Source organism: Shewanella sp. BJSY2023SW001 (assembly GCF_047314685.1).
GTDB classification, from domain to species: domain Bacteria; phylum Pseudomonadota; class Gammaproteobacteria; order Enterobacterales; family Shewanellaceae; genus Shewanella; species Shewanella indica.
Genome location: NZ_JBKORF010000051.1, coordinates 1 through 21,478, shown reverse-complemented (window position 1 = coordinate 21,478; position 21,478 = coordinate 1). Strand labels below are relative to the sequence as shown.

Annotated in this window: 16 protein-coding genes; 11 read left to right on the top strand and 5 right to left on the bottom strand. The window is 51.2% G+C overall.

Annotated elements, in window-relative coordinates:
• The 11 genes from ispC to tilS all read left to right on the top strand — a co-directional run bounded on the left by ispC (position 1) and on the right by tilS (position 15,050).
• Positions 1 to 1,191, top strand: a complete 1,191-nt coding sequence (gene ispC / locus ACMHXH_RS11540) for a 1-deoxy-D-xylulose-5-phosphate reductoisomerase (protein WP_039034778.1) — start codon at positions 1 to 3, stop codon at positions 1,189 to 1,191.
• A gap of 15 nt (positions 1,192 to 1,206) precedes the next feature.
• Positions 1,207 to 2,589, top strand: a complete 1,383-nt coding sequence (gene rseP / locus ACMHXH_RS11535; RefSeq protein WP_233962733.1) for a sigma E protease regulator RseP — start codon at positions 1,207 to 1,209, stop codon at positions 2,587 to 2,589.
• Positions 2,590 to 2,620: 31 nt separating this feature from the next.
• Positions 2,621 to 5,104, top strand: a complete 2,484-nt coding sequence (gene bamA, locus ACMHXH_RS11530; RefSeq protein WP_039034780.1) for an outer membrane protein assembly factor BamA — start codon at positions 2,621 to 2,623, stop codon at positions 5,102 to 5,104.
• A gap of 58 nt (positions 5,105 to 5,162) precedes the next feature.
• Positions 5,163 to 5,660, top strand: a complete 498-nt coding sequence (locus ACMHXH_RS11525) for an OmpH family outer membrane protein (protein WP_039034800.1) — start codon at positions 5,163 to 5,165, stop codon at positions 5,658 to 5,660.
• 4 nt (positions 5,661 to 5,664) lie between these two features.
• Entirely contained in the window at positions 5,665 to 6,678 is a 1,014-nt protein-coding gene (gene lpxD / locus ACMHXH_RS11520; RefSeq protein WP_071477061.1) for a UDP-3-O-(3-hydroxymyristoyl)glucosamine N-acyltransferase, read from the top strand.
• Positions 6,679 to 6,728: 50 nt separating this feature from the next.
• Positions 6,729 to 7,190, top strand: a complete 462-nt coding sequence (gene fabZ / locus ACMHXH_RS11515) for a 3-hydroxyacyl-ACP dehydratase FabZ (RefSeq protein ID WP_025010987.1) — start codon at positions 6,729 to 6,731, stop codon at positions 7,188 to 7,190.
• Entirely contained in the window at positions 7,187 to 7,957 is a 771-nt protein-coding gene (lpxA, locus tag ACMHXH_RS11510; RefSeq protein ID WP_144361691.1) for an acyl-ACP--UDP-N-acetylglucosamine O-acyltransferase, read from the top strand. The genes fabZ and lpxA overlap by 4 nt, the downstream gene beginning before the upstream one ends.
• A 14-nt stretch (positions 7,958 to 7,971) precedes the next feature.
• Positions 7,972 to 9,132 carry a lipid-A-disaccharide synthase gene (gene lpxB / locus ACMHXH_RS11505; RefSeq protein ID WP_039034783.1) on the top strand — a complete coding sequence of 387 codons (1,161 nt, stop codon included), beginning with the start codon at positions 7,972 to 7,974 and terminating at the stop codon, positions 9,130 to 9,132.
• Entirely contained in the window at positions 9,129 to 9,749 is a 621-nt protein-coding gene (gene rnhB / locus ACMHXH_RS11500) for a ribonuclease HII (RefSeq protein ID WP_039034784.1), read from the top strand. The genes lpxB and rnhB overlap by 4 nt, the downstream gene beginning before the upstream one ends.
• Before the next feature lie 241 nt (positions 9,750 to 9,990).
• Positions 9,991 to 13,464, top strand: a complete 3,474-nt coding sequence (gene dnaE / locus ACMHXH_RS11495) for a DNA polymerase III subunit alpha (protein ID WP_335911915.1) — start codon at positions 9,991 to 9,993, stop codon at positions 13,462 to 13,464.
• The gene (tilS, locus tag ACMHXH_RS11490) at positions 13,464 to 15,050 is read left to right on the top strand and encodes a tRNA lysidine(34) synthetase TilS (RefSeq protein WP_335911914.1); all 1,587 of its coding nucleotides are present in this window, start codon (positions 13,464 to 13,466) and stop codon (positions 15,048 to 15,050) included. The genes dnaE and tilS overlap by 1 nt, the downstream gene beginning before the upstream one ends.
• Before the next feature lie 954 nt (positions 15,051 to 16,004).
• Here tilS and ACMHXH_RS11485 read toward each other — a convergent pair.
• From ACMHXH_RS11485 to ACMHXH_RS11465, 5 genes are all read right to left on the bottom strand, one after another.
• The gene (locus ACMHXH_RS11485; RefSeq protein ID WP_234501705.1) at positions 16,005 to 16,490 is read right to left on the bottom strand and encodes a hypothetical protein; all 486 of its coding nucleotides are present in this window, start codon (positions 16,488 to 16,490) and stop codon (positions 16,005 to 16,007) included.
• A gap of 42 nt (positions 16,491 to 16,532) precedes the next feature.
• The gene (locus ACMHXH_RS11480) at positions 16,533 to 16,886 is read right to left on the bottom strand and encodes a threonyl-tRNA synthetase (RefSeq protein ID WP_335911913.1); all 354 of its coding nucleotides are present in this window, start codon (positions 16,884 to 16,886) and stop codon (positions 16,533 to 16,535) included.
• Positions 16,879 to 17,337 (bottom strand): hypothetical protein, encoded by a 459-nt coding sequence (locus tag ACMHXH_RS11475; RefSeq protein ID WP_335911912.1) that lies wholly within the window; start codon positions 17,335 to 17,337, stop codon positions 16,879 to 16,881. The genes ACMHXH_RS11480 and ACMHXH_RS11475 overlap by 8 nt, the downstream gene beginning before the upstream one ends.
• Before the next feature lie 91 nt (positions 17,338 to 17,428).
• The gene (locus ACMHXH_RS11470; RefSeq protein WP_335911911.1) at positions 17,429 to 19,111 is read right to left on the bottom strand and encodes a P-loop NTPase fold protein; all 1,683 of its coding nucleotides are present in this window, start codon (positions 19,109 to 19,111) and stop codon (positions 17,429 to 17,431) included.
• Positions 19,112 to 19,255: 144 nt separating this feature from the next.
• Positions 19,256 to 19,846 (bottom strand): hypothetical protein, encoded by a 591-nt coding sequence (locus tag ACMHXH_RS11465; RefSeq protein ID WP_335911910.1) that lies wholly within the window; start codon positions 19,844 to 19,846, stop codon positions 19,256 to 19,258.
• Positions 19,847 to 21,478: the final 1,632 nt, after the last annotated feature.

The window sequence follows — 21,478 nt, the reverse complement described above, 5'->3', positions numbered from 1 at the left end:
ATGCAAAACATGGTGATTTTAGGAGCGACTGGTTCTATTGGTGCCAGTACCCTCAGTGTGATCCAACATAACCCGGCGGCATATCAGGTTTATGCGTTGGTGGCCAATACCAATGTCGACAAGATGGCCGAGTTGTGTACGATCCACCGACCTGAAGTTGCCCATATGGTTGACCCCAATGCTGCCAAGCTATTGGCCGAGCGTTTGGGGGCCACATCTGCTACCCGCGTGAGCAGCGGCGAGTCAGAACTACTTGAGCTGGTGGCTCACAGCCGGGTCGATACCGTGATGGCGGCCATAGTCGGCGCCGCCGGCATGTTGCCAACGCTGGCGGCAGTCAAGGCCGGTAAGCGGGTGCTGCTGGCCAATAAAGAGGCGCTGGTGATGTCCGGGCGCTTGTTTATGGAAGCCACCCGCCAGTCGGGCGCGACTCTGCTGCCGGTAGACAGCGAGCACAACGCTATTTTCCAATGCCTGCCGGAAGCTGTGCAGCAACAGCTGGGTTATTGCAACCTTCAAGGCGCAGGCATTTCATCGATTCTGCTCACCGGCTCTGGTGGGCCATTTTTGAGCGCCGATCTTGCCAGTTTGGCGAGTGTGACACCGGCCCAGGCTATCAAGCATCCCAACTGGTCTATGGGGCCTAAAATTTCTGTCGATTCGGCGACTATGATGAATAAAGGGCTTGAGTATGTAGAGGCGCGCTGGCTCTTCAACGCCAGTGCCGAGCAGCTTAAGGTGGTTATCCACCCCCAGAGTGTGATTCACTCCATGGTGCAGTATCAGGATGGTAGCGTGCTGGCGCAGCTCGGTAATCCGGATATGCGTACTCCGATTGCTCATTGTATGGCCTATCCGGAGAGAATTGTTTCAGGGGTTGAACCTTTGGACTTTTTCAAAGTCGGACAATTGAGCTTCTGTGAGCCGGATTTTGCCCGTTATCCATGCCTTGAGTTGGCAATGACTGCCAGTGCTTCGGGGCAGGAGGCGACCACAGTGATCAACGCGGCCAATGAAATGGCCGTTGCCAGCTTCCTTAAAGGGGAAATTGGCTTTACCGATATCGCCCGGGTCAATGAAGCCTGTTTGGCCCGTGTGCCGCAATCGCCTTTAAATTCCATAGCGGATATTCTGGCATTGGACGGCCAAAGTCGTCAGTATGCCAAGGAAGCTATCGCCGGATGCAAGTGAGGAAAATAAGGTCTGATGTTTGATTTTTTATGGAACCTGGGCGCTTTTATCGTCGCCTTGGGGATACTGATCACCGCCCATGAATATGGCCACTTTTGGGTAGCCAGGCGCTGTGGTGTCAAGGTGGAGCGTTTCTCTATCGGCTTTGGTAAGGCGATTTGGCGTCGCCTCGGCAAAGATGGCACCGAATATGTGATAGCCATGATCCCGCTTGGGGGCTATGTCAAAATGCTCGACGAGCGGGTCGAGGATGTACCCGAGGAGCTTAAACAGCAGGCCTTTAATCGCAAGAGTGTCTGGGCGCGTATCGCGATAGTCGCTGCCGGGCCGATAGCCAACTTTATCTTTGCCATTTTCGCGCTCTATATTATGTATCTCATCGGCGTGCCTTCACTCAAGCCGGTGATCAGCGATGTCAGACCTGGCTCGCCTGCGGCCGTGATGCAGATAGATGGCCCTCAGCAGATAGTGGCGGTTTCCGGGCAAAAGGTACGCACCTGGGAAGAAGTGAACCTGGCACTGGTCGGTCATATCGGCGATGACAGTATGAGCTTGACCCTGAGGCCGCTCGACCAGATATCTCAGCCTGACGATGGTCTTGAGCCTTCCGGGCGTACTTATCAGTTGGATATCCGCAACTGGCGTTTCGATCCGGAAAAAGAATCCCCCTTCAGTACGCTGGGGCTGGATATTTTCCGCCCGGATGTGATCCCTGAAGTGGAGACGGTTACCGAGGGCGGTGCGGCCGCCAAGGCCGGGGTCAAGGCCGGTGATATTCTGGTGGCCGTCAATGGTGAGGTATACAGCGACTGGCAAACCTTTGTCGGACAAATTAAAGTATCAGCCGGTAAGCCGTTGCAACTGACGGTTAAGCGCAGTGGTGAACAACAGACTTTCACTCTGATCCCGGACAGCCGCAAGGGTGCCAATGGCGAAATGGAAGGTGTCATCGGCCTGGCGCCCAAAGCCCCCAAGTGGCCAGACAATATGCTGCTGGATCTGCAGTATGGCCCGCTTGAATCCATTTCGGTGGCGGCAGATAAAACATGGCAACTTGTAGTCGTCAGCTTTAAGATGATCGCCAAGTTGTTTACCGGTGATGTTTCGGTTAAAAATTTGAGCGGCCCCATCTCCATCGCGCAGGGGGCCGGTAACAGCGCCAACATAGGGTTGGTATATTTTCTCGGGTTCCTCGCCCTGATAAGCGTAAACCTCGGCATTATTAATCTCTTGCCGTTGCCAGTGCTGGACGGGGGACACTTGATGTATTACTTGGTGGAAGTAATAACAGGTAAGCCTGTATCCGAACGGGTACAGGAAATTGGATTCAGATTTGGGGCGGCGTTGCTGCTGATGTTGATGAGTATTGCCCTTTTCAATGATTTTGCCCGACTCTGAGCAAGGACAGACAAATAATTAGAAGTGCGCTATGCGATTGAATAAACTTTTTGCCTCGATGTTATTAGTCGGCGCGTCGTTTTCAGGGAATGGTTGGGCAGAGTCTTTCCAGCCTTTTGAAGTGACCGACATCCAAGTTGAAGGTTTGCAACGAGTGGCACTCGGTGCGGCCTTGCTGAGTTTGCCTGTCAAAGTGGGTGACACAGTCGACCAACTCAAGCTGCAACAGGCGATAAAGAGCCTGTATGCCTCCAGTAACTTTGAAAATGTTCAGGTGTCCCGCGATGGTGGGGTGCTGATAGTGTCGGTACGTGAAAGACCGACCATCAGTGCCGTGACCTTCGACGGTAACAAGGACATCAAAGATGAGCAACTGCAGGAAAGCCTGGACGGCAGTGGTGTGAAGGTGGGCGAAGCCCTCGACCGCACCATGCTCTCGGGTATCGAGAAGGGCCTGCAGGACTTCTACTACGGCGTGGGTAAATACGGCGCCAAGGTAGAGGCCCAGGTGATCAACCTGCCTCGTAACCGGGTAGAACTTAAGTTTAAGTTTACCGAAGGTCTGGCGGCCGAAATCCGTCAGATTAACATAGTGGGTAACGAGCGCTTCAGCGATGCCGACCTTATCGGCATGCTGGAGCTCAAAGACTATGTAGCCTGGTGGGATCTGTTCGGCGAGCGCCGTTATCAGAAACAAAAACTGCAGGCCGACCTTGAGACCATCAAGACCCACTACCACAATAATGGTTATATCCGTTTCAAGGTGACCTCGACTCAGGTGGCGATGACGCCGGATCGTAAGGGCCTTTACATCACCATTAACGTCGATGAAGGCGAGCAGTACAAGGTCAAGGAAGTCAACCTGACCGGTGAACTCATGGGTCGTGAAGAGTTGCTCAAGGGTATCTTGCCTATCAAGGCCGGTGAGCAATACAACGGCGCAGATGTGACCTTTACCGAAGAGATGTACAGTAAGTATCTGGGCCGCTTCGGTTACGCCTATCCAGAGGTGAAGACTTTCCCTGAGATAGATGATGAAACCAAGGAAGTGACCCTGAATGTTAACGTTAAGCCCGGCAAGCGTGTTTATGTCCGCGCGATTAACTTCACCGGTAACACAGTAACCAAAGATGAAGTAATGCGCCGTGAGCTGAGACAGATGGAAGGAGCCTGGTTGAACTCGGCCTTGGTCGAGCAATCCAAGGCACGACTCAACCGTCTGGGTTACTTTGAAACTGTCGATACTGAAACCGTGCAGGTGCCGGGCACAGACGACTTGGTGGATGTGGCCTTCAAGGTGAAAGAGCAGCCATCAGGCTCCTTTAACGCTGGTATAGGTTATGGTACAGAGTCAGGCATGAGCCTGCAGTTCGGGGTTCAGCAGTCCAACTTCCTCGGTACGGGCAACCAGGCCGGGATTAACCTGAACACCAACAAGTACTCCAAGAACGTCAACCTGTCGTATACCGATCCTTATTTCACCAAAGATGGGGTCAGCCTGGGTGGCAGCATCTACTGGAACGAGTTCGATGCTAATGAGGCTAACCTTGAACGCTATAAGAACAGCTCCTATGGTGTTGCGCTTAACAGTGGTTTCCCCATCAACGAGTACAACAGACTCAACGGCGGCATAGGCTATCGTCATAACACCATTTCTGAGATTTCCAGTTATGAGCAGGCGATCCGCTTCTATAACATCTATCGTGACAACGAGGATCCCAACTCTGACTTGAGCTTCGATAACTTCGAACTTAGCCTGGGTTGGTATCGTAGCACCCTCAACCGCGGAACCTTCCCAACCGACGGTTCATCCCAGCGTTTGAGTGGTAAGATCACGGTTCCAGGTTCGGATCTGCAGTACTTCAAGACTGACTTTGATACCAACTTCTATTGGCCGCTCACCCGTAGCCATAAGTTTGTGCTCTTGACCCGTGCCCGTCTGGGTTATGGCAACGGTTATGGTGGTTTCAATGACAACGACCAGATCCTGCCGTTCTGGGAAAACTACTACTCAGGTGGCTCCAGCTCGCTGCGTGGCTTCAAGTCCAACTCAGTGGGGCCCAGAGCCTTCTATCTGTATCGTGGCAGCGAGCCTTGTGGACCCAATCCGGATGGTGAAGGCTGTAGCTTACCGGGCGATCCCAACCAAGTTTACATCAGCTCAGGTCGTTCTATCGGTGGTAACGCCATCGCTACGGCCAGTATGGAGCTGATTGTGCCGACTCCTTTCCTGGATGAGGCCTATAGCAACTCAGTACGTACCAGCTTCTTTATCGATGCGGGTAACGTCTGGGATACGGAGTTTGATTATGACTCCTATCGTTTCTTGCCGGCGGATGAGTTTTCCAAGTTGGCCGATTACAGTGATCCGAGCCGTATCCGTGCCTCCTGGGGCCTTAGCCTGCAATGGCTGTCGCCCATGGGGCCCATGGTGTTCAGCCTGGCCTGGCCCGTTAAGGAATACGACGATGACGAGACCGAGATCTTCTCGTTCAATATTGGCAAAACTTTCTAAATTACATAAACTCGGCAAGCATTGCTGAAGAAAAACAAGGAGTCTGACTTTGAAAAAAATGGTAAACGGCGCACTGATGACGCTGATGTTGATGGGGGCTCCTCTGGCTGCCCAAGCTGAGAAACTGGCGGTTGTCGATATGGGCGCTGTGTTTGAACAACTGCCACAACGTGAGCAGATCAGCAACGCACTCAAGACTGAGTTCGGTGATCGTATGGCCGAAGTTCAGAAATTGCAGGAAGACCTTCGTGGTTTGCTGGAAAAGCAGCAGCGTGATGCCGCGCTGATGAGCGAAGCGCAAAAGACCGAACTGGTTCGTAAAATGGAATCTCTGAAGGCTGACTATCAGCTCAAAGGTAAGGCGCTGGATGAAGATCTGCGTCGTCGTCAGGGCGAAGAGCAAAACAAGCTGCTGGTAAAGGTGCAGAAGGCTATTAACACCATAGCTGAAAAAGAGAAGTACGACATGGTACTGCAACGCGGTGCCGTGGTTTATGTTAAGCCAGCTGCCGACATCAGTTCCAAAGTGGTTGAAGCCTTGAGCAAAGGCCAGTAAATCGATGAAGTCTTTTTCGTTGAAAGAGCTTGGCCAGCTACTAGGGGCTGAAGTTCGCGGGGATGACAGTGTGACTGTCTCCTCGGTGGCGACACTTGAAAAGGCGCGGCCGGATCAGATCACCTTTCTGGCCAACACCAAATACCGTAGCCAGCTGGAGCAGACTCAGGCTGGTGCGGTATTGATCTCGCCTAAAGAGTTGGACGGTTTTGCCGGTAACGCCTTGGTACTCAATGATCCCTATGTCGGTTTCGCCAGAGTCGCGCAATTGCTGGACAGTACGCCGGCCGCCGCAGAGGATATCCATCCCTCGGCGCAAATTCATCCCAGTGCCAAACTGGGTGAGGGCGTTGCGGTTGGCGCTAATGCGGTAATAGGTGCCAACAGTATTTTGGGCGAAAATGTTCAGATAGGTGCCGGTACTGTGGTTGGTCAGGATGTCATCATAGGCTCAGGCAGTCGCCTGTGGGCCAATGTCACCGTCTATCACAATGTGCATATGGGGCAAAACTGTATCGTTCACTCGGGGGCGATTATCGGCTCCGATGGTTTCGGTTATGCCAACGAGCGCGGTCAGTGGATCAAAATCCCTCAAACCGGCGGCGTGCGCATAGGTGACAGAGTGGAGATTGGTGCCGGTACTACCATAGATCGCGGCGCAATCGACCATACTGAAATTCATGATGGCGTGATCCTCGACAACCAGGTGCAAGTGGCCCATAACGATATTATTGGAGCCAACACTGCGATTGCCGGCTGTACTGTGTTGGCAGGCAGCGTGACTATAGGTAAACATTGTATCATTGGTGGCAATTGCGCGATTTCCGGTCATCTGAGCATTACCGATGGGGTGCATGTCACTGGCAGCACCAACATTACTAACGATGTTCGTGAACCTGGGGTATACTCCTCCGCCACTGTGGCCATGCCCAACAGGCTGTGGCGTAAAAATACGGTTCGCTTCCGTCAATTGGACGAGCTGTTCCAGCGGGTCAAGACCCTGGAAAAAAACCGTTAAACCCCAAGATTAATACCGCTGTGTGTTAAGCGGCATGAGGAAACGAGTTCGTGTCTAATCAATTAAATACAATGGATATCAAAGAGATTTTGGCTTACCTGCCACACAGGTATCCATTTTTGTTGATCGATAGAGTACTGGATTTTACTCCGGGTGAAACTCTGCATGCGATCAAGAACGTCACCATCAATGAGCCTTTCTTTCAGGGACACTTCCCTGTGCAGCCGGTTATGCCTGGCGTGCTCATTCTGGAAGCCATGGCGCAGGCCACCGGCTTGTTGGCGTTCAAGACCATGAGCGACAAGCCGTCTCCGGACGTGTTGTATTATTTTGCCGGTATCGACAATGCTCGTTTCAAACGGGTTGTTGAGCCAGGTGATCAGCTGCACTTTGAAGTGAAGATGATCAAGGAACGCCGCGGGATTGGCGTTTTCTACGGCGAGGCCAAAGTGGATGGTGAGCTGGTGTGTTCAGCAGAAATCATGTGTGCCCGCAGAGAGATTAGCAAGTGATAGATAAATTAGCTTTCGTTCACCCCGACGCCAAGATAGGTAAGAATGTTACTATCGGTCCCTGGAGTTATATAGGACCGGATGTGGAGATCGGCGATGATTGCTGGATTAGTTCCCATGTGGTTATCAAGGGACCCAGCATCATTGGCAAGGGCAACCGGATTTTTCAGTTTGCCTCAGTTGGTGAAGATTGCCAGGACAAGAAATATGCCGGTGAACCTACCCGGCTTATCATGGGTGATAACAATATCATCCGTGAATCTGTCACCATTCACCGTGGCACAGTGCAGGACAACAGCGAGACCCGTATCGGCTCCAACAACCTGTTTATGGCCTATGTACATATCGCTCACGACTGCGTGGTGGGCGACAATGTGATCATGGCCAACAACGCCTCTATTGCCGGTCATTGCCATGTGGGTGACTGGGCTATTCTCGGCGGTATGACAGGAGTGCACCAGTTTGTGCACATTGGTGCCCATGCCTTTACTGCAGGTTGTTCTTTGGTGCTGCAGGATGTGCCTCCTTTCGTGATGGCCTCTGGCCAGGCGGCCATTCCCCGAGGTCTGAATATGGAAGGCATGAAGCGCCGCGGCTTTGCCAAAGAGACCCAGCAAGCGCTGCGCCGGGCTTACAAGACCCTGTACCGCAGCAGCCTGACTCTGGAAGAGGCCATCGCAGCTATGGCTGAAGACGCCGCAAAAGAGCCACAGGTACAAGCATTTGTTGATTTTGTGACCTCCTCAAATCGAGGAATTATTCGCTGACACAGTGAGAACGAATGACACAAAATAGAAAGTTAGTCTTTGCAATGGTCGCCGGAGAAATCTCCGGCGATATTTTAGGTGCCGGCCTGATGAGAGCATTGCAACAGCGCTATCCGGACGCCCGTTTTATCGGTATAGGAGGCCCTCGCATGGAGGCGCTCGGATTCGAGTCGCTGTTTGCCATGGAAGAGTTGGCCGTGATGGGAATTGCCGAGGTGCTTTCCCGTCTACCGAGATTGTTGAAGATACGCTCGAGTCTGGTCAAACAGATAACCGCGCTGCAGCCGGATTGCTTTATCGGCATAGATGCCCCGGACTTCAATATCGGCCTGGAGCTCAAGCTCAAGGCGCGTGGGATCAAGACGGTGCATTATGTCAGCCCGTCGGTTTGGGCCTGGCGTCCTAAGCGGATCTTCAAAATCGCCCGCGCCACCAATATGGTGCTGTCACTGCTGCCGTTTGAAAAAGCCTTCTACGACAAGCATCAGGTGCCTTGTACCTTTGTCGGCCACACTTTGGCCGATGAGATCCCGATGGAGAATGACAAGCGTCTTGCCAGAGAAGCACTCGGCTTGAAAGTCGAGGCTGAATATTTGGCCATCCTGCCGGGTTCTCGTGGTGGCGAGTTGAAGATGTTGGCCCAGCCCTTTGTGGAGGCGGCCAGGCTGCTGAAACAGCGCTATCCGGATCTCAAGTTTATTACCCCCTTGGTGAATGAAAAACGCCGCCAGCAGTTTCTTGCCGCGCTGGAAACCTATGCGCCGGATCTGGAAATTCATATGACGGAAGGGCGCTCGCGGGAAGTGATGGCCGCCAGCGATGCCATCTTGCTGGCATCGGGCACCGCCACGCTGGAAGCCATGTTGGTCAAGCGCCCTATGGTGGTCGGCTATCGGGTTAGCCCTATCACTTACCGTATTGCCAAGCGGATGATGCAGATAAACCACTTCTCTTTGCCCAATTTGTTGGCCGGAAGAGAGTTGGTGGCAGAGCTTATCCAAGATGATTGCACTGCCGAGCGGATAGCCGAAGAGGTGGGTAAATTGCTGGATAAAGATAACCGGCCGCTGCTGGCCGAGTTTACTAAGTTGCACAGCCTGCTGGCCTGCAACGCCAGTGAGAAGGCGGCCCAGGCGGTTGTGGCATTGCTGGATAAAAAAGCCGAGGAAAGATGACAGTCTATAAGCAACTCTCGGAGGCCGAAGCGCAGCTGTTGTGCCAGGGGCTGGTCGCCGGGGTAGATGAAGTGGGGCGTGGCCCCTTGGTCGGCGATGTGGTCACGGCAGCGGTGATCCTGGATCCCGCCAATCCCGTCACCGGCCTCAATGATTCCAAGAAGCTCAGCGAAAGGAAACGCGATGCCCTCTATGAAGAGATTCTGGCCAAGGCGCTGGCGGTCTCAGTCGGTCGAGCCAGCCCGGCGGAAATCGATGAGCTCAACATATTGCATGCCACCATGTTGGCGATGCAGCGCGCCGTTGCGGGCTTGAAGGTGCGTCCCGAAAAAGTCTTGGTAGACGGCAATCGGACCCCGGATTTTGGCCTGTCTTCGGCCGCAGTGGTTAAGGGCGATGGCTTGATCCCGGCCATCAGCGCCGCCTCTATCATAGCCAAGGTCACCCGCGACCGGGAGATGGCCGAGCTTGACCTCCGCCACCCTGAGTATGGTTTTGCCGCCCATAAGGGCTATCCCACCAAGGCGCATTTCGAAGCCTTGAGTCAACACGGTGTCTTGCCTGAACACAGACGCAGCTTCAGGCCGGTACGCGAATGGCTGGAGCAGCATTCATAAGCCGTTCTGAAACCTAAAGATGCAACCCAAAGGGCAGCCGCTGCTGCCCTGTCATTTTTTGCTGTTACATCTTTTTGTTGGTATGTCGGTGAAAAGCGAATCTGAGCCGAGCGTCATTTCTCGGTTAATTGGCGCTTCTATCAACAGCAAGGTTAAATGGCCGGTTTTAACTTTGGTGAACCTCTTCCGGCGTGTTATCTTTGCCTATTGATTTTCAGCTTGTCAGAGTAATCGGATTTTCATGTCACAGCCCCGTTTCGTCCATCTACGTGTTCACTCAGACTTTTCCATGACCGATGGTCTGGCCAAGGTCAAGCCCATTCTGGCCAAGGTGGCCGATGAGGGCATGGCGGCAGTGGCGCTGACGGATCAGAACAACCTCTGTGGTCTGGTGAAATTCTACGGTGGCTGCCATGGCGCCGGGATAAAACCCATCATAGGGGCCGACTTCTGGATGTTGGTGCCCGGCTTTGAAGATGAGTTTTGCGCGCTTACCGTGCTGGCTATGGATAACGATGGCTACCAGAACCTGACTCAACTGATCTCCAAGGCCTATCTGCGCGGTCAGGTGCGTGACCGGGTCGCTATCGATCAGCAGTGGCTGCTGGAGCACGGCGCCGGTATTTTGCTGCTCTCCGGCGCAAGGGAAGGGGACTTGGGCAAGGCGCTGCTCAAGGGCAACCAGAACCAGGCCCAGGAACTGACCGATTTCTATAAGCAGCACTTCAACGACCGTTACTTTATTGAACTGATCCGCACCGGGCGCCCGGATGAGGAGCGCTACCTGCACATGGCGGTGGAACATGCTGCCAACACAGGCCTGCCTGTGGTTGCCACCAACCAGGTGGTGTTCATGACCCCGGAAGAGTTCGAGGCCCATGAAATCCGGGTGGCTATCCACGATGGCTACACATTGGCTGACCCCCGTAGACCCAAGAAATACAGCGAGCAGCAGTATCTCAAGACTGAAGCTGAGATGTGCGAGCTGTTTGCCGACATTCCGGAAGCGCTGCAAAACACGGTGGAGATAGCCAAGCGCTGTAACGTTACCGTGCGGCTTGGTGAGTACTTCCTGCCCAACTTCCCCACGGGTGAGCTGTCCACCGCTGACTATCTGGTGATGCGCTCCAAAGAGGGGCTGGAAGAGCGTCTCGAGTTCCTGTTCCCGGACCCACAGGAGCGGGCGGAAAAGCGCGGCGAGTATGACGAGCGTCTGGATATTGAGCTCAAGGTTATCAACCAGATGGGCTTCCCCGGCTACTTCCTTATCGTGATGGAGTTTATCCAGTGGGGTAAGGACAACGGTATTCCCGTGGGCCCGGGGCGGGGTTCGGGTGCCGGCTCCCTGGTGGCCTATGCGCTTAAGATCACTGACCTGGACCCGCTGGAATTTGACCTGCTGTTCGAACGTTTTCTTAACCCCGAGCGGGTGTCGATGCCCGACTTTGACGTCGACTTCTGTATGGACAGGCGCGATGAGGTTATCGATCACGTGGCCGAACTCTATGGCCGGGACGCGGTATCGCAGATCATCACCTTCGGTACCATGGCCGCCAAGGCGGTAGTGCGTGACGTGGGCCGGGTGCTGGGGCACCCCTACGGTTTTGTCGACAGAATTTCCAAGATGATCCCGGCCGAGCCCGGGATGACGTTGGCCAAGGCGTTTGAGGTCGAGCCGGCGCTGCCTGAAGCCTATGAGGCCGATGAGGATGTCAAAGACCTTATCGACATGTGCCGCAAGCTTGAGGGGGTGACCCGTAACGCGGGTAAGCACGCCGGGGGCGTGGTGATTGCGCCGACCAAGATCACCGACTTCTCGCCGCTTTATTGCGACGCCGAAGGCAAAAACCCGGTGACCCAGTTCGACAAGAACGACGTGGAAACCGCCGGTCTGGTGAAATTTGACTTCCTGGGTCTCAGAACCCTGACCATTATCGACTGGGCGCTGGGGATGATTAACCCAAGGCTCGCCAAGCTCGGCAAGCCGCCGGTCGATATTGCCGCCATTCCGCTTGACGATGCCAAGTCCTTCGGGGTGCTTAAACGCTACGAAACCACAGCGGTATTCCAGCTGGAATCCCGCGGCATGAAAGATCTTATCAAACGTCTGCAGCCCGACTGTTTCGAAGATATGATCGCTCTGGTGGCCCTGTTCCGCCCAGGCCCGCTGCAGTCGGGGATGGTAGATAACTTTATCGAGCGTAAGCACGGCCACGAGGCCATCTCCTACCCGGATGAGAAGTGGCAACACGAGAGCCTTAAACCGATTTTGGATCCTACCTACGGCATCATCCTCTATCAGGAACAGGTGATGCAGATTGCCCAGACGCTGGCGGGTTATACCCTGGGCGGCGCGGACATGCTGCGCCGGGCCATGGGTAAGAAAAAACCGGAAGAGATGGCCAAGCAGCGTGCTGGTTTTGAAGCCGGGGCGATAAAAAACGGCGTTGATGGCGAACTGGCGATGAAGATCTTCGATCTGGTGGAGAAATTCGCCGGTTACGGCTTCAACAAATCGCACTCGGCCGCCTACGCACTGGTGTCTTATCAGACACTCTGGCTCAAGACCCACTACCCGTCTGAATTTATGGCGGCGGTAATGTCCGCCGATATGGACAACACAGACAAGATAGTGACCCTGGTGGATGAGTGTGAGCGCATGGGGCTCAAGCTTATTCCGCCGGATGTCAACAAGGGCCTGTTCAAGTTTACCGTCGATGAAGAGCTCAATATCGTCTACGGTATAGGCGCCATCAAGGGCGTGGGCGAAGGGCCGGTCGAATCGATTCTGGAAGCTCGCAAGGGTGGGCCGTTCAAAGACTTGTTCGATTTCTGCGCCCGGGTGGATTTGAAAAAACTCAACCGCCGGGTGATTGAGAAGCTGATCAATGCCGGCGCCATGGACAATCTGGGGCCGCACCGGGCTTCCATGATGGCTACCTTGCCGGAGGCGATACGCGCCGCCGATCAGCACGCCAAGGCCGAAGCCATAGGCCAGTGCGACATGTTCGGTCTGCTCAACGACGACCCCGAGGACAGCAAACAACAGTTTGTCGACTGCCCGCGTTGGCCGGACAAGGTCTGGTTGGAAGGGGAGCGTGAGACCCTGGGGCTTTACCTCACAGGTCACCCCATCAACCAATATCTCAAAGAGCTCAGGCACTACACCTCCGGGCGGCTCAAGGATATTCACCCCACAGACAGGGGCAAGACGGTCAAGGCCGCCGGATTGGTGGTCGCCACCCGGGTGATGCTGACCAAGCGAGGCTCAAAGATGGGGCTGCTGACGCTGGACGACAAGAGTGCCCGTCTGGAAGTGATGCTGTTTACCGAGGCCTTCGAGAAATTCAATCACCTGCTGGAGAAAGACAGGATCCTCATCTGTGAAGGTGAAGTGAGCTTCGATGACTTCTCCGGCGGCAACCGGATGACGGCGCGCAACATCATAGATATGGGCGAAGCCCGCAGCCACTTTGCGGCGGCGGTGGAGCTGGATCTCGACGCGGCAATATTGAGCCCGGAATGGCTGACACAGTTTTATGAGACCCTCTCACCCTGGCGCGGTGGCTCTGTGCCTGTGGCGATCAACTATCGTCAGGCCCAGGCCAAGGGACAGTTCCGTTTGAGTGACGACTGGCGGGTAAACCCCAGTGATGAACTCATGATGGCACTGGAAGCCATGCTCGGCACAGATAAGGTCAGGATCCTCTTCTAATGCCCCATACTCTGGTTGATACCCTGGTACTCAAGTTAACGGCGCTGCTGGATAAAATCGGCGCCACGGCTGACAACCACCTCTGGCTGGGTTACAGCGGCGGTATGGACTCAGAGCTGCTGGCCTACACCTTGGCGCGCTTTGGCGAGACTCACCCCAAGACGCCTTATCAAATCTCCCTGGTGCACGTACACCATGGCCTCAGCTGTAATGCCGATGCCTGGGCGGCTCATTGTCGCCAAAGAGCCGAGCATTATGGCCTGAATTTTGTTCTTCGGAAGGTCCAACTTGAGCTCGGCCCGCGCGTCAGTATCGAGGCCGAGGCGCGGCGCGCTCGCTATCAGGCGATTGCCGAGCTGCTCAATCCCGGCGATATTCTGCTGACGGCCCATCATCAGGACGATCAGTTGGAGACGCTGCTGCTGGCGCTCAAGCGCGGTCAGGGCCCCAAGGGACTGGCGGCCATGGGGCAAGCTCAGCACTTGGCTCTGATATCTAAGGCAGAAAGTTCCTTGGCTCAGACATCCAGGGCAGAAAGTGCACCATGCTGGCAATTACGGCCCATGCTGGACAGCAGCCGGGCTCAGATAGAGCAGGCGGTGGCGAGTCTCGAGCTGCCCTATATCAATGATGAGAGTAATCAGGACACCCAGTATGACCGCAACTTCCTGCGCGCCGAGGTGATCCCAGTACTCAAGCAGCGCTGGCCTTCGATTGCCACTACGGCCTCACGCAGCGCCGCCCTGTGCGCCGAGCAGCAGTTGCTGCTCGATGAAGTCAGCGCCGAAAAGTTGCAGCCCTTGCTCGGCCGTTGCCGCTTCAGCGGCGTTAGGGTGCTGGATAGCGCCGGGCTCAAAGTGTTGTCACCCCAGTGGCAGGCGCAGTTGCTGCGGCAGTTTATTCAGATGCAGCGCTTGCCCTTACCGGCGCAGGTGCAGTTGCAGCAAGCCTTGGCGCAGCTACTTGATGCCAGGGAGGATGCTCAGCTTGAGCTTAGCTTTAAAGGATTGCTCCTCAGGCGTTATGGGCAACAGATCTATGCCATGGCGCCTCTGCCAGGGGCAGCATTCCAATTACTTGATAGCGCAGGTGCGAACGAAGATGTGGCTGCAAGACTCTCGAAACTGACCCTGAGCCAAAAGCAGCTGCAAGCATTGAGCCAAGGGCAGAGTCTGAGTGTTGGGCTCACCTCCCCCTGGCAGCGCCTGGAGCTGACATTGGCTGACTCAGGGCCCAGGGTGGCGCTGGCTCAAGTAATGGCCCCACAACTGGCTTCGCTAATGGCGTCAATACCGGCGTCACAAAGGACAAAAGTTCAGCCATCAGATGTTGCTGCTGCGCCTGAATTGGTCATGGGACTCAAGGGTAGTTACCGCTGTCAGCCCCACAATAGAGACAAGGGGCGGGAGCTCAAGAAACTCTGGCATGAACTCGGAGTGCCGCCCTGGCTCAGAGACAGAGTGCCGCTGCTGATGCAAAATGGCCGACTGCTGGCGCTGGCCGGTGGTTTTGTCGAACGTAGCGCACTGGCATCTGGCGCAGAACCCGGAATCGTATTGAAGCTGGTTGCTGAAGCAACCCCTTAGCGCAAATAGTTGTGGGCACAGCGGCTAACATGGCTTTTGGCTAAAAGTTCCTAAGTGAGTATTGGCCGAGCTTCCGGCCACGATGTAGTCCATTACCTGCGGTGCACCTTTCGCACAGGCGATCCTGTGATTCGCTGTGAACCCATCCCTGGGCGCTCGACGAAAACGTCCCTGTTTTCGACGGTCACAGTTTCGCCTGTGCCTGGGAATTAGGTGTATGTCTGCAGACTCTTCAGATGTTTCAAGTTACTCCATTCTCACAGAATTGCACTAATTCCCCCCTCGGTGTCGCCGAGAGCCGCTGGCACTGCGGCTATTATGGCTTTGAGCCAAAACTCATCAATGAACTTGGTCCTAGCGGCTAGCTAAGTTGTAGCCCATTACCAGCGGTGCGGATGGGCAGGAAGCCCGAATGCCGTGAAGGACAGGACGTCCGAGAACGGCCCTTTAGCACAGGCGATCCTGTGACACGGCGAGAGTTGAGCAGCAACATGCTTTCGAGCGCGAGTCATGGATGACGAGCTGGCCGTTAAACAGGGAAGTTGTTATGAATACATCCTTGTAGCCTCGACGAAAACGTCCCTGTTTTCGACGGTCACAGTTCCGCCTGTGCCTGGAAATAGGTGTATGTCTGCAGACATCTTCAGATGTTTCAAGCTACTCCATTCTCACAGAATTGCACTAATTCCCCCCTTGGTGTCGCCGAAGAACATACAGGACATCCAAAACACTTTCTGAGCTGCAAGGAAGCACGTTGCAGGGGCCAGTCTCTGATAAATAACGACGGATTTTTGGAAGTAGGTTCTCTGAGACGAATAATCTGCGAGGTTCATGCAAAAACTCCAACCTCGACTGAGCTTTGATGGGTATTTCAAAGGCTCGTCAAGGCTGTGTGAAACATCAAAAAGATATGGCTGTCCTGTATTCTCTTGTCCTGTATTCTCTTATGCGGACCTACCACCTAAGGTTAAGACCCTTGAGATTACAATCGTCAGGTGCTGTAGCACGGACCTCTCTAACGTACTCGTTCCAATCGCTATTGCTTAACTTTTGCTTAATTTCCTGATCAATTTGAACTTGAATTTTGTCACATATCTTGGCTAATTCATCTCGTTTTTTCTTCCATTCATTTAGCTCTGGTTCACTTATTTTATCAGCTGTAATTCCTGCGAAATAGAGCTTGGATTGGTCTGATGAAAGTTTCAATAATTTTCCATTATAGACCAGACCGTCATCTTCAATACCCAGAGCCAAAATTTGTGAAGGTCTGTCTATATTTTCAACAAAAAAATAAGACTCACCATCTTTCTTTATTTCAGCCAAGATCTCCTTGCCCGTGCTAGCTTTCACATAACTGTAAGTCCCTATGTACTCATCCTTACTCTCACCACAACCAGTCAACGCTGCACTCGATAATAAAATCACTATCCATTTTTTCACTTCTATTGCTCCTTAATTTAAGTTTATAAATCGCATAACGCTTCAAGAAGCGGTGCGGCTTGCCGCATCCGACTTACTTGACTTGTTAGATGATTTTGAATCGCTTACTTTAGTGGATAGGAATATATCTGAATAGATTCCTTTTAGTGACGCGGCTAATACAACCATACCCGCAATGAAAATATACAGATCAATTTCTTTTAATAGTTTTCTGGCATCTTCATTGATCGTTCCTGCAACTAAAAGAATACCACAAACCACGCCACTTGCTTGAAGAATTGCATTAACCATAACAGCCTGATTGAATTCTTTTTTTGCCTTATGGCACCTGAATGCATAGATCGCAATCAATACAACACCAATCAAAGCGGAGGGAATAAATATGGCTTTATCCATTTCCTTTCCCTCCTTTTTTTACTGAGTCACCAATTAGACCACCAATAATACCGCCTAATATCGCACCAAGTGGTCCACCAACAGAAGCACCGAATATAGCACCTCCGGCTGCAGCGCCTAATACTCTTGAGTTATCATCTGGCTCTTCTTCTGGTGTCGGTGGTCGGTGATAAATGTTGAAATCAACATTCAATATTTCTGCGCCACTAGCTTCGTGATTAGTGTAATTAACAATTCCTGTAGGGTATTCCCAAACTTCAAACTTTAAATGGATCTCTTGATCGCAGTTATCACAATGAAGATCAACATATGCAGCGTAATGATTCTCTTCGCCCATACCTCTTTCGGAGCCTGACTCAGCTTCAAAAGTAATTTCATTTTGCTTCAAATTATGTTCATGGCCGCAACTTATACACACATAAGTTGCTTTAGCAATTATTCCATCACTCATAAATATCTCGATGCTTCCTTAAATCATCTAACGCCGCGCTCTGCGGAAATTTGGGAGCGCCAGCGAGTAAATTTTCCGTAGCAGCGCCTTGTTATGCATCTTCAACGTCTACTCCGAATTTCTTGACTCTTCTTTTGTTGATTTCACTTTCAGAAGCAATTCTCAGTAGTGCCTCTGTAGCTCTATTGGCAATTTCTTTCTGTTGATCACTTGCATTTCCAAACTGTCCAAATTTTAAACACGTCGTCACAAAGGATGAAAGATGCCGACCAGTCTCAGATTTAAATAAATTGTAGTATTCATCGATAGTTGTGTTTGCTAACACTACTTCGTCACTTTGGTTCCAGCCATTTTGGCCTGCTATCCTGTCTAAGACTTGTTTCGCTGTTTCGGTAGTAACAGACTGGTTGTAAACGTTGTTAAACTTATCAATGACCTCTGGGTCCCTAATATCACCAAAGACGTTATTTTCCTTCATATTGAAGAGTTCGGTCTCGTCTTTTCTGCTTTCTATGTAAATATCAATAATTTCGGTTGCTTTGTCGTCTTCACCTAATTCTCGGAACAAAGAAACAGTACCGTTTAAGTTAGAAGGTGTTATATATTTACAGTTTGCCTTGAAGCTTTCATACAAGCCATTAATAACTTCATCGCCGTTATCATTAAAAGTGTCATGATAGAGCCGCCAAGCTTCTGAGAAAGATCCTTGGGATTTAGATGCGATTATTTCCTGATTTTTATGGGATGCTTTTTCTTTGAAGTCTTCTTCAACGAAATAACCTGTTTTGACAGCCTCTGCCAATAACAAATCTAGTTCATCAGTAAGTTGATAACCATATGCTTGCAGAGCAGTTTGCCACTTCTTATGTTGTTCACTTACTTCTTCATCCCCAATACCAAGAAGTGTATAGCCCTTACTAGTTATAAACTCTAAAGTAGGTATATCTTCATTTGAATTTGAGCAGAAATAACTCCACGCATAAAGAACAAGCGAGTGTATGACTTGATCCGATATCTCCGGCTCAAACCCTTCTGTTAAAGGTAAAGATAAAGTAATCAATCGTTCGATTTTCTTTAGTATACGAATATTTCGAATACCAAGACTTGAAGTCAATTCTCTTAGTCTGGATTGATTGGGCGTATTGATAGAGTATGCTATCTCAGAGCACTCTTGTGGGTCTGGTGCAAAAGCAAGCTCAATATCAATGACCTTTTCACGGTATTTCTCATAATCTTCGAGACCATCTTCTCCGTCATTGAGTAACAACACTACCTTGCATTTCTTTTGCTCTTTTAGTAGTGACACCAACCCTAAGACATCCTTTATTTCTAGCCCTTTTCCTTTTCTTTCTAAGTCATCTATACAGATAAGCGTGCTGTTTAAAGACAAAAAAGAAATTGTCTCTATTGCAGGGCTGAATGATTTAACTATCGGAGCCCCCTTTAAGAAGTTGAAAGATTGCCTTCCAAAAGATTCGATTAGGCTTGCAGTGTTATTCTTGAAAGTATCAATACTAGCCTCAGTACCTATAATCTCTCTCTTGATAACATTTTCAAAAATTGAATATTTAAAAGCTTCTAGTGAGTTAATACCAAAGAGGGAAACATAAGAGTAGCGTTCAAGGCTTATTCTATTTTCAGAGCTGGCGTCCTTCAGGAACTTCTTCCAGCTAAAAGTTTTCCCAACGCCCCATTCACCTTTAATGGCCATAACCTCAGGCTCATCTGACGATAAGAACTGAAAGATTTGCTCTTTGATTACTTCTACAGACATTGATGCTCCTTCAAAAATGCATAACGCCATGTTAAGGTGTGAGCAACGCAATACCGAAGCCCTTGCATACCACCTTAATCACTGAATTCAACGCATAGTAAAAATGCCACGCGTTGCGAATCACTCTTAAACATTTTGTTAGGGCTACGACTTAGGAATTTCGTATATTTTTGACACCAAATCATAAACATAGCTCTCAACTCCTGGTAACAAACGCTCATAGGCTTTTTCTAAATCTTTTAACTCATCTTCTTCTTTCCAATCGGGATAACTAGTTGCCAACTCAGATGAAACATAGCCACCATGTTTTATTGAGTTATTAATAAGCCTCAGTTCATTAAAAGATTCATATCCATTGACGAACTTAATATCAAACGGGAGTACATCGCACAAGTTATTAAAATAGGACAAGTTTTTTGCCTTAGGATTTGGAACTCTTGCTTCTATTATTTTCTTTGTTTTTATTTCTACTTTTTTATAGAGAGCTATAATACTAAGCTCGTAACCTAAAACCTTTGCAGAATACACAGACATCATCACGTCATTTAAGTGTTCTTTATAAGGGATTAAATCATCAGGGTCGGCGAAATTTTCCTGAGTAACAGTGTCATATTCAGCTTCTAATTTTTTAATTTTGTGATCAACTGCATTATTTAAATGTGATTGAAATTCATTGATGTCATCAAGATCTAGCCGTTTATCATAATTTTCGAACATTTTCTCCCATGAAACCACTTTTAAACTCCTATGTTAATTTAGTAGCCCTAACAGCTGTATAGTGCGCATGCGCGTTTTAGTCCTCGGATGAGTGTAAACGCGCATCGCTATCTGTTTGTATTGGCTGGATATAATAAAGTTTAGTCCAAATATCCCTTGCAGCTAAACGCGCATGCGCGGTTTCCAAACCTATTATCTACCAGCTGCATTTTTTTAACTTTATGAATTTAATGTTATTTTCTAAAATGTTACAGAAATAACGCGCAAACTTAGCTGCAAATTTCCGGTATTTTTCCTAGAACGGCAATAATACTGTATAGAAAATCAGTTCTTAGGCACTTACCATGAGCGCTTCAAGCCCTGCAAATAGGGGCCTTAAAACCAAGCGCCCTAAAACCCAGATCTTACAAAAAACGCTAAGTAAAGCCATGGCTACCGCACGGGTCCAAACTCTGTTCGTCCCTGCATTTCGCTGAAAACAGAAAAGTGTTGCTGTTTCTGACCTTAATTAAGCTTAAGGAAGCGCTAAAGCCAAGCTATTGAATTAGCTTTACAATAGCCAGTACTGAATGTGAAAACAATTAGCCAAAGGTCAAGTTTTGACAAAGGCAACAACACACTGATTTGGTTTGTTTTTGAAGCGGAATTGACTGGGGGTTTGCATTCTTCCCTTTTTCGACAGTCATAGTCCCACCAGAACTAGAACCAGAGCCTGAAAATGAGCTGCATTTCTGCAAGCACTTCAGATATTTCAAGCTACTCCATTCTCACAGAATTTCAGCAACTCCCGCTCGAAGCGGCCGCAGGGCGTTGATGACAATCGCGTAGCGAGGCATGGCCGTTCACGGGCGTCCTGCCCTTCACGGCATTGGGACTCCTGTCCGGCAGATGCCCATTCTGCGCCAGTTAATCAGGGGCGAGTGTCGCTTAGCGACGAGCTAACGAGCGCGAAACAGGATGTTGAGCTGGGCCAGAGTCACATGGATGTGACTCTGAGCGTCTGGCGCGATAGCGAATTGGCATCATAAGCACAAGGGGTTTTCCGCTGCGTCGCGGGTCGCTGGGGGTTTGGAAAGGGGGCGAGTCGATACAGCCCCCTTTCCTCGAGTGTGGGGCGGCGAGTGTCGCATAGCGACATGCTTACGAGCGAGAGCCAGGGATGGCGAACTGGCCCTTGTGCATGGATGCACTTGCTCCACGACTTTAGGCCGCTGGCACAGCGGCTAATATAGCTTCCAGCTAAAAGTTCCTAAGTTAGTATTGGCCGAGCTTCCGGCCACGGTGTAGTCAATCACCTGCGGTGCGCTCTCGCACAGGCGATCCTGTGACTCGCTGCGAGTACGTCCCTGTAAGCTCTGCCTCGCCATCCCTGGCTCGGAAGGTCACAGTTCCGCCTGTGCCTGGAAATGAGGTGTATGTCTGAAGACACTTCAGATGTTTCCAGCTACTCAGCGCTAACAGAATTGCACCAGCTCCCCTTCGGAGCCGCCGCTGGCGTTGTTGCAAATCGGCGTAGCCGAGACAGGGATGTCGAGGCTCGAAGGTCGAGCAAGGTGAATGTTGCGAAGCAACAAGCTTATGAGCGCGAGCCAAGGAAGGCGAGCTGGCCGTTATGCATGGATGCATTTGGCGAGTCCTGAGTGTAGCCAA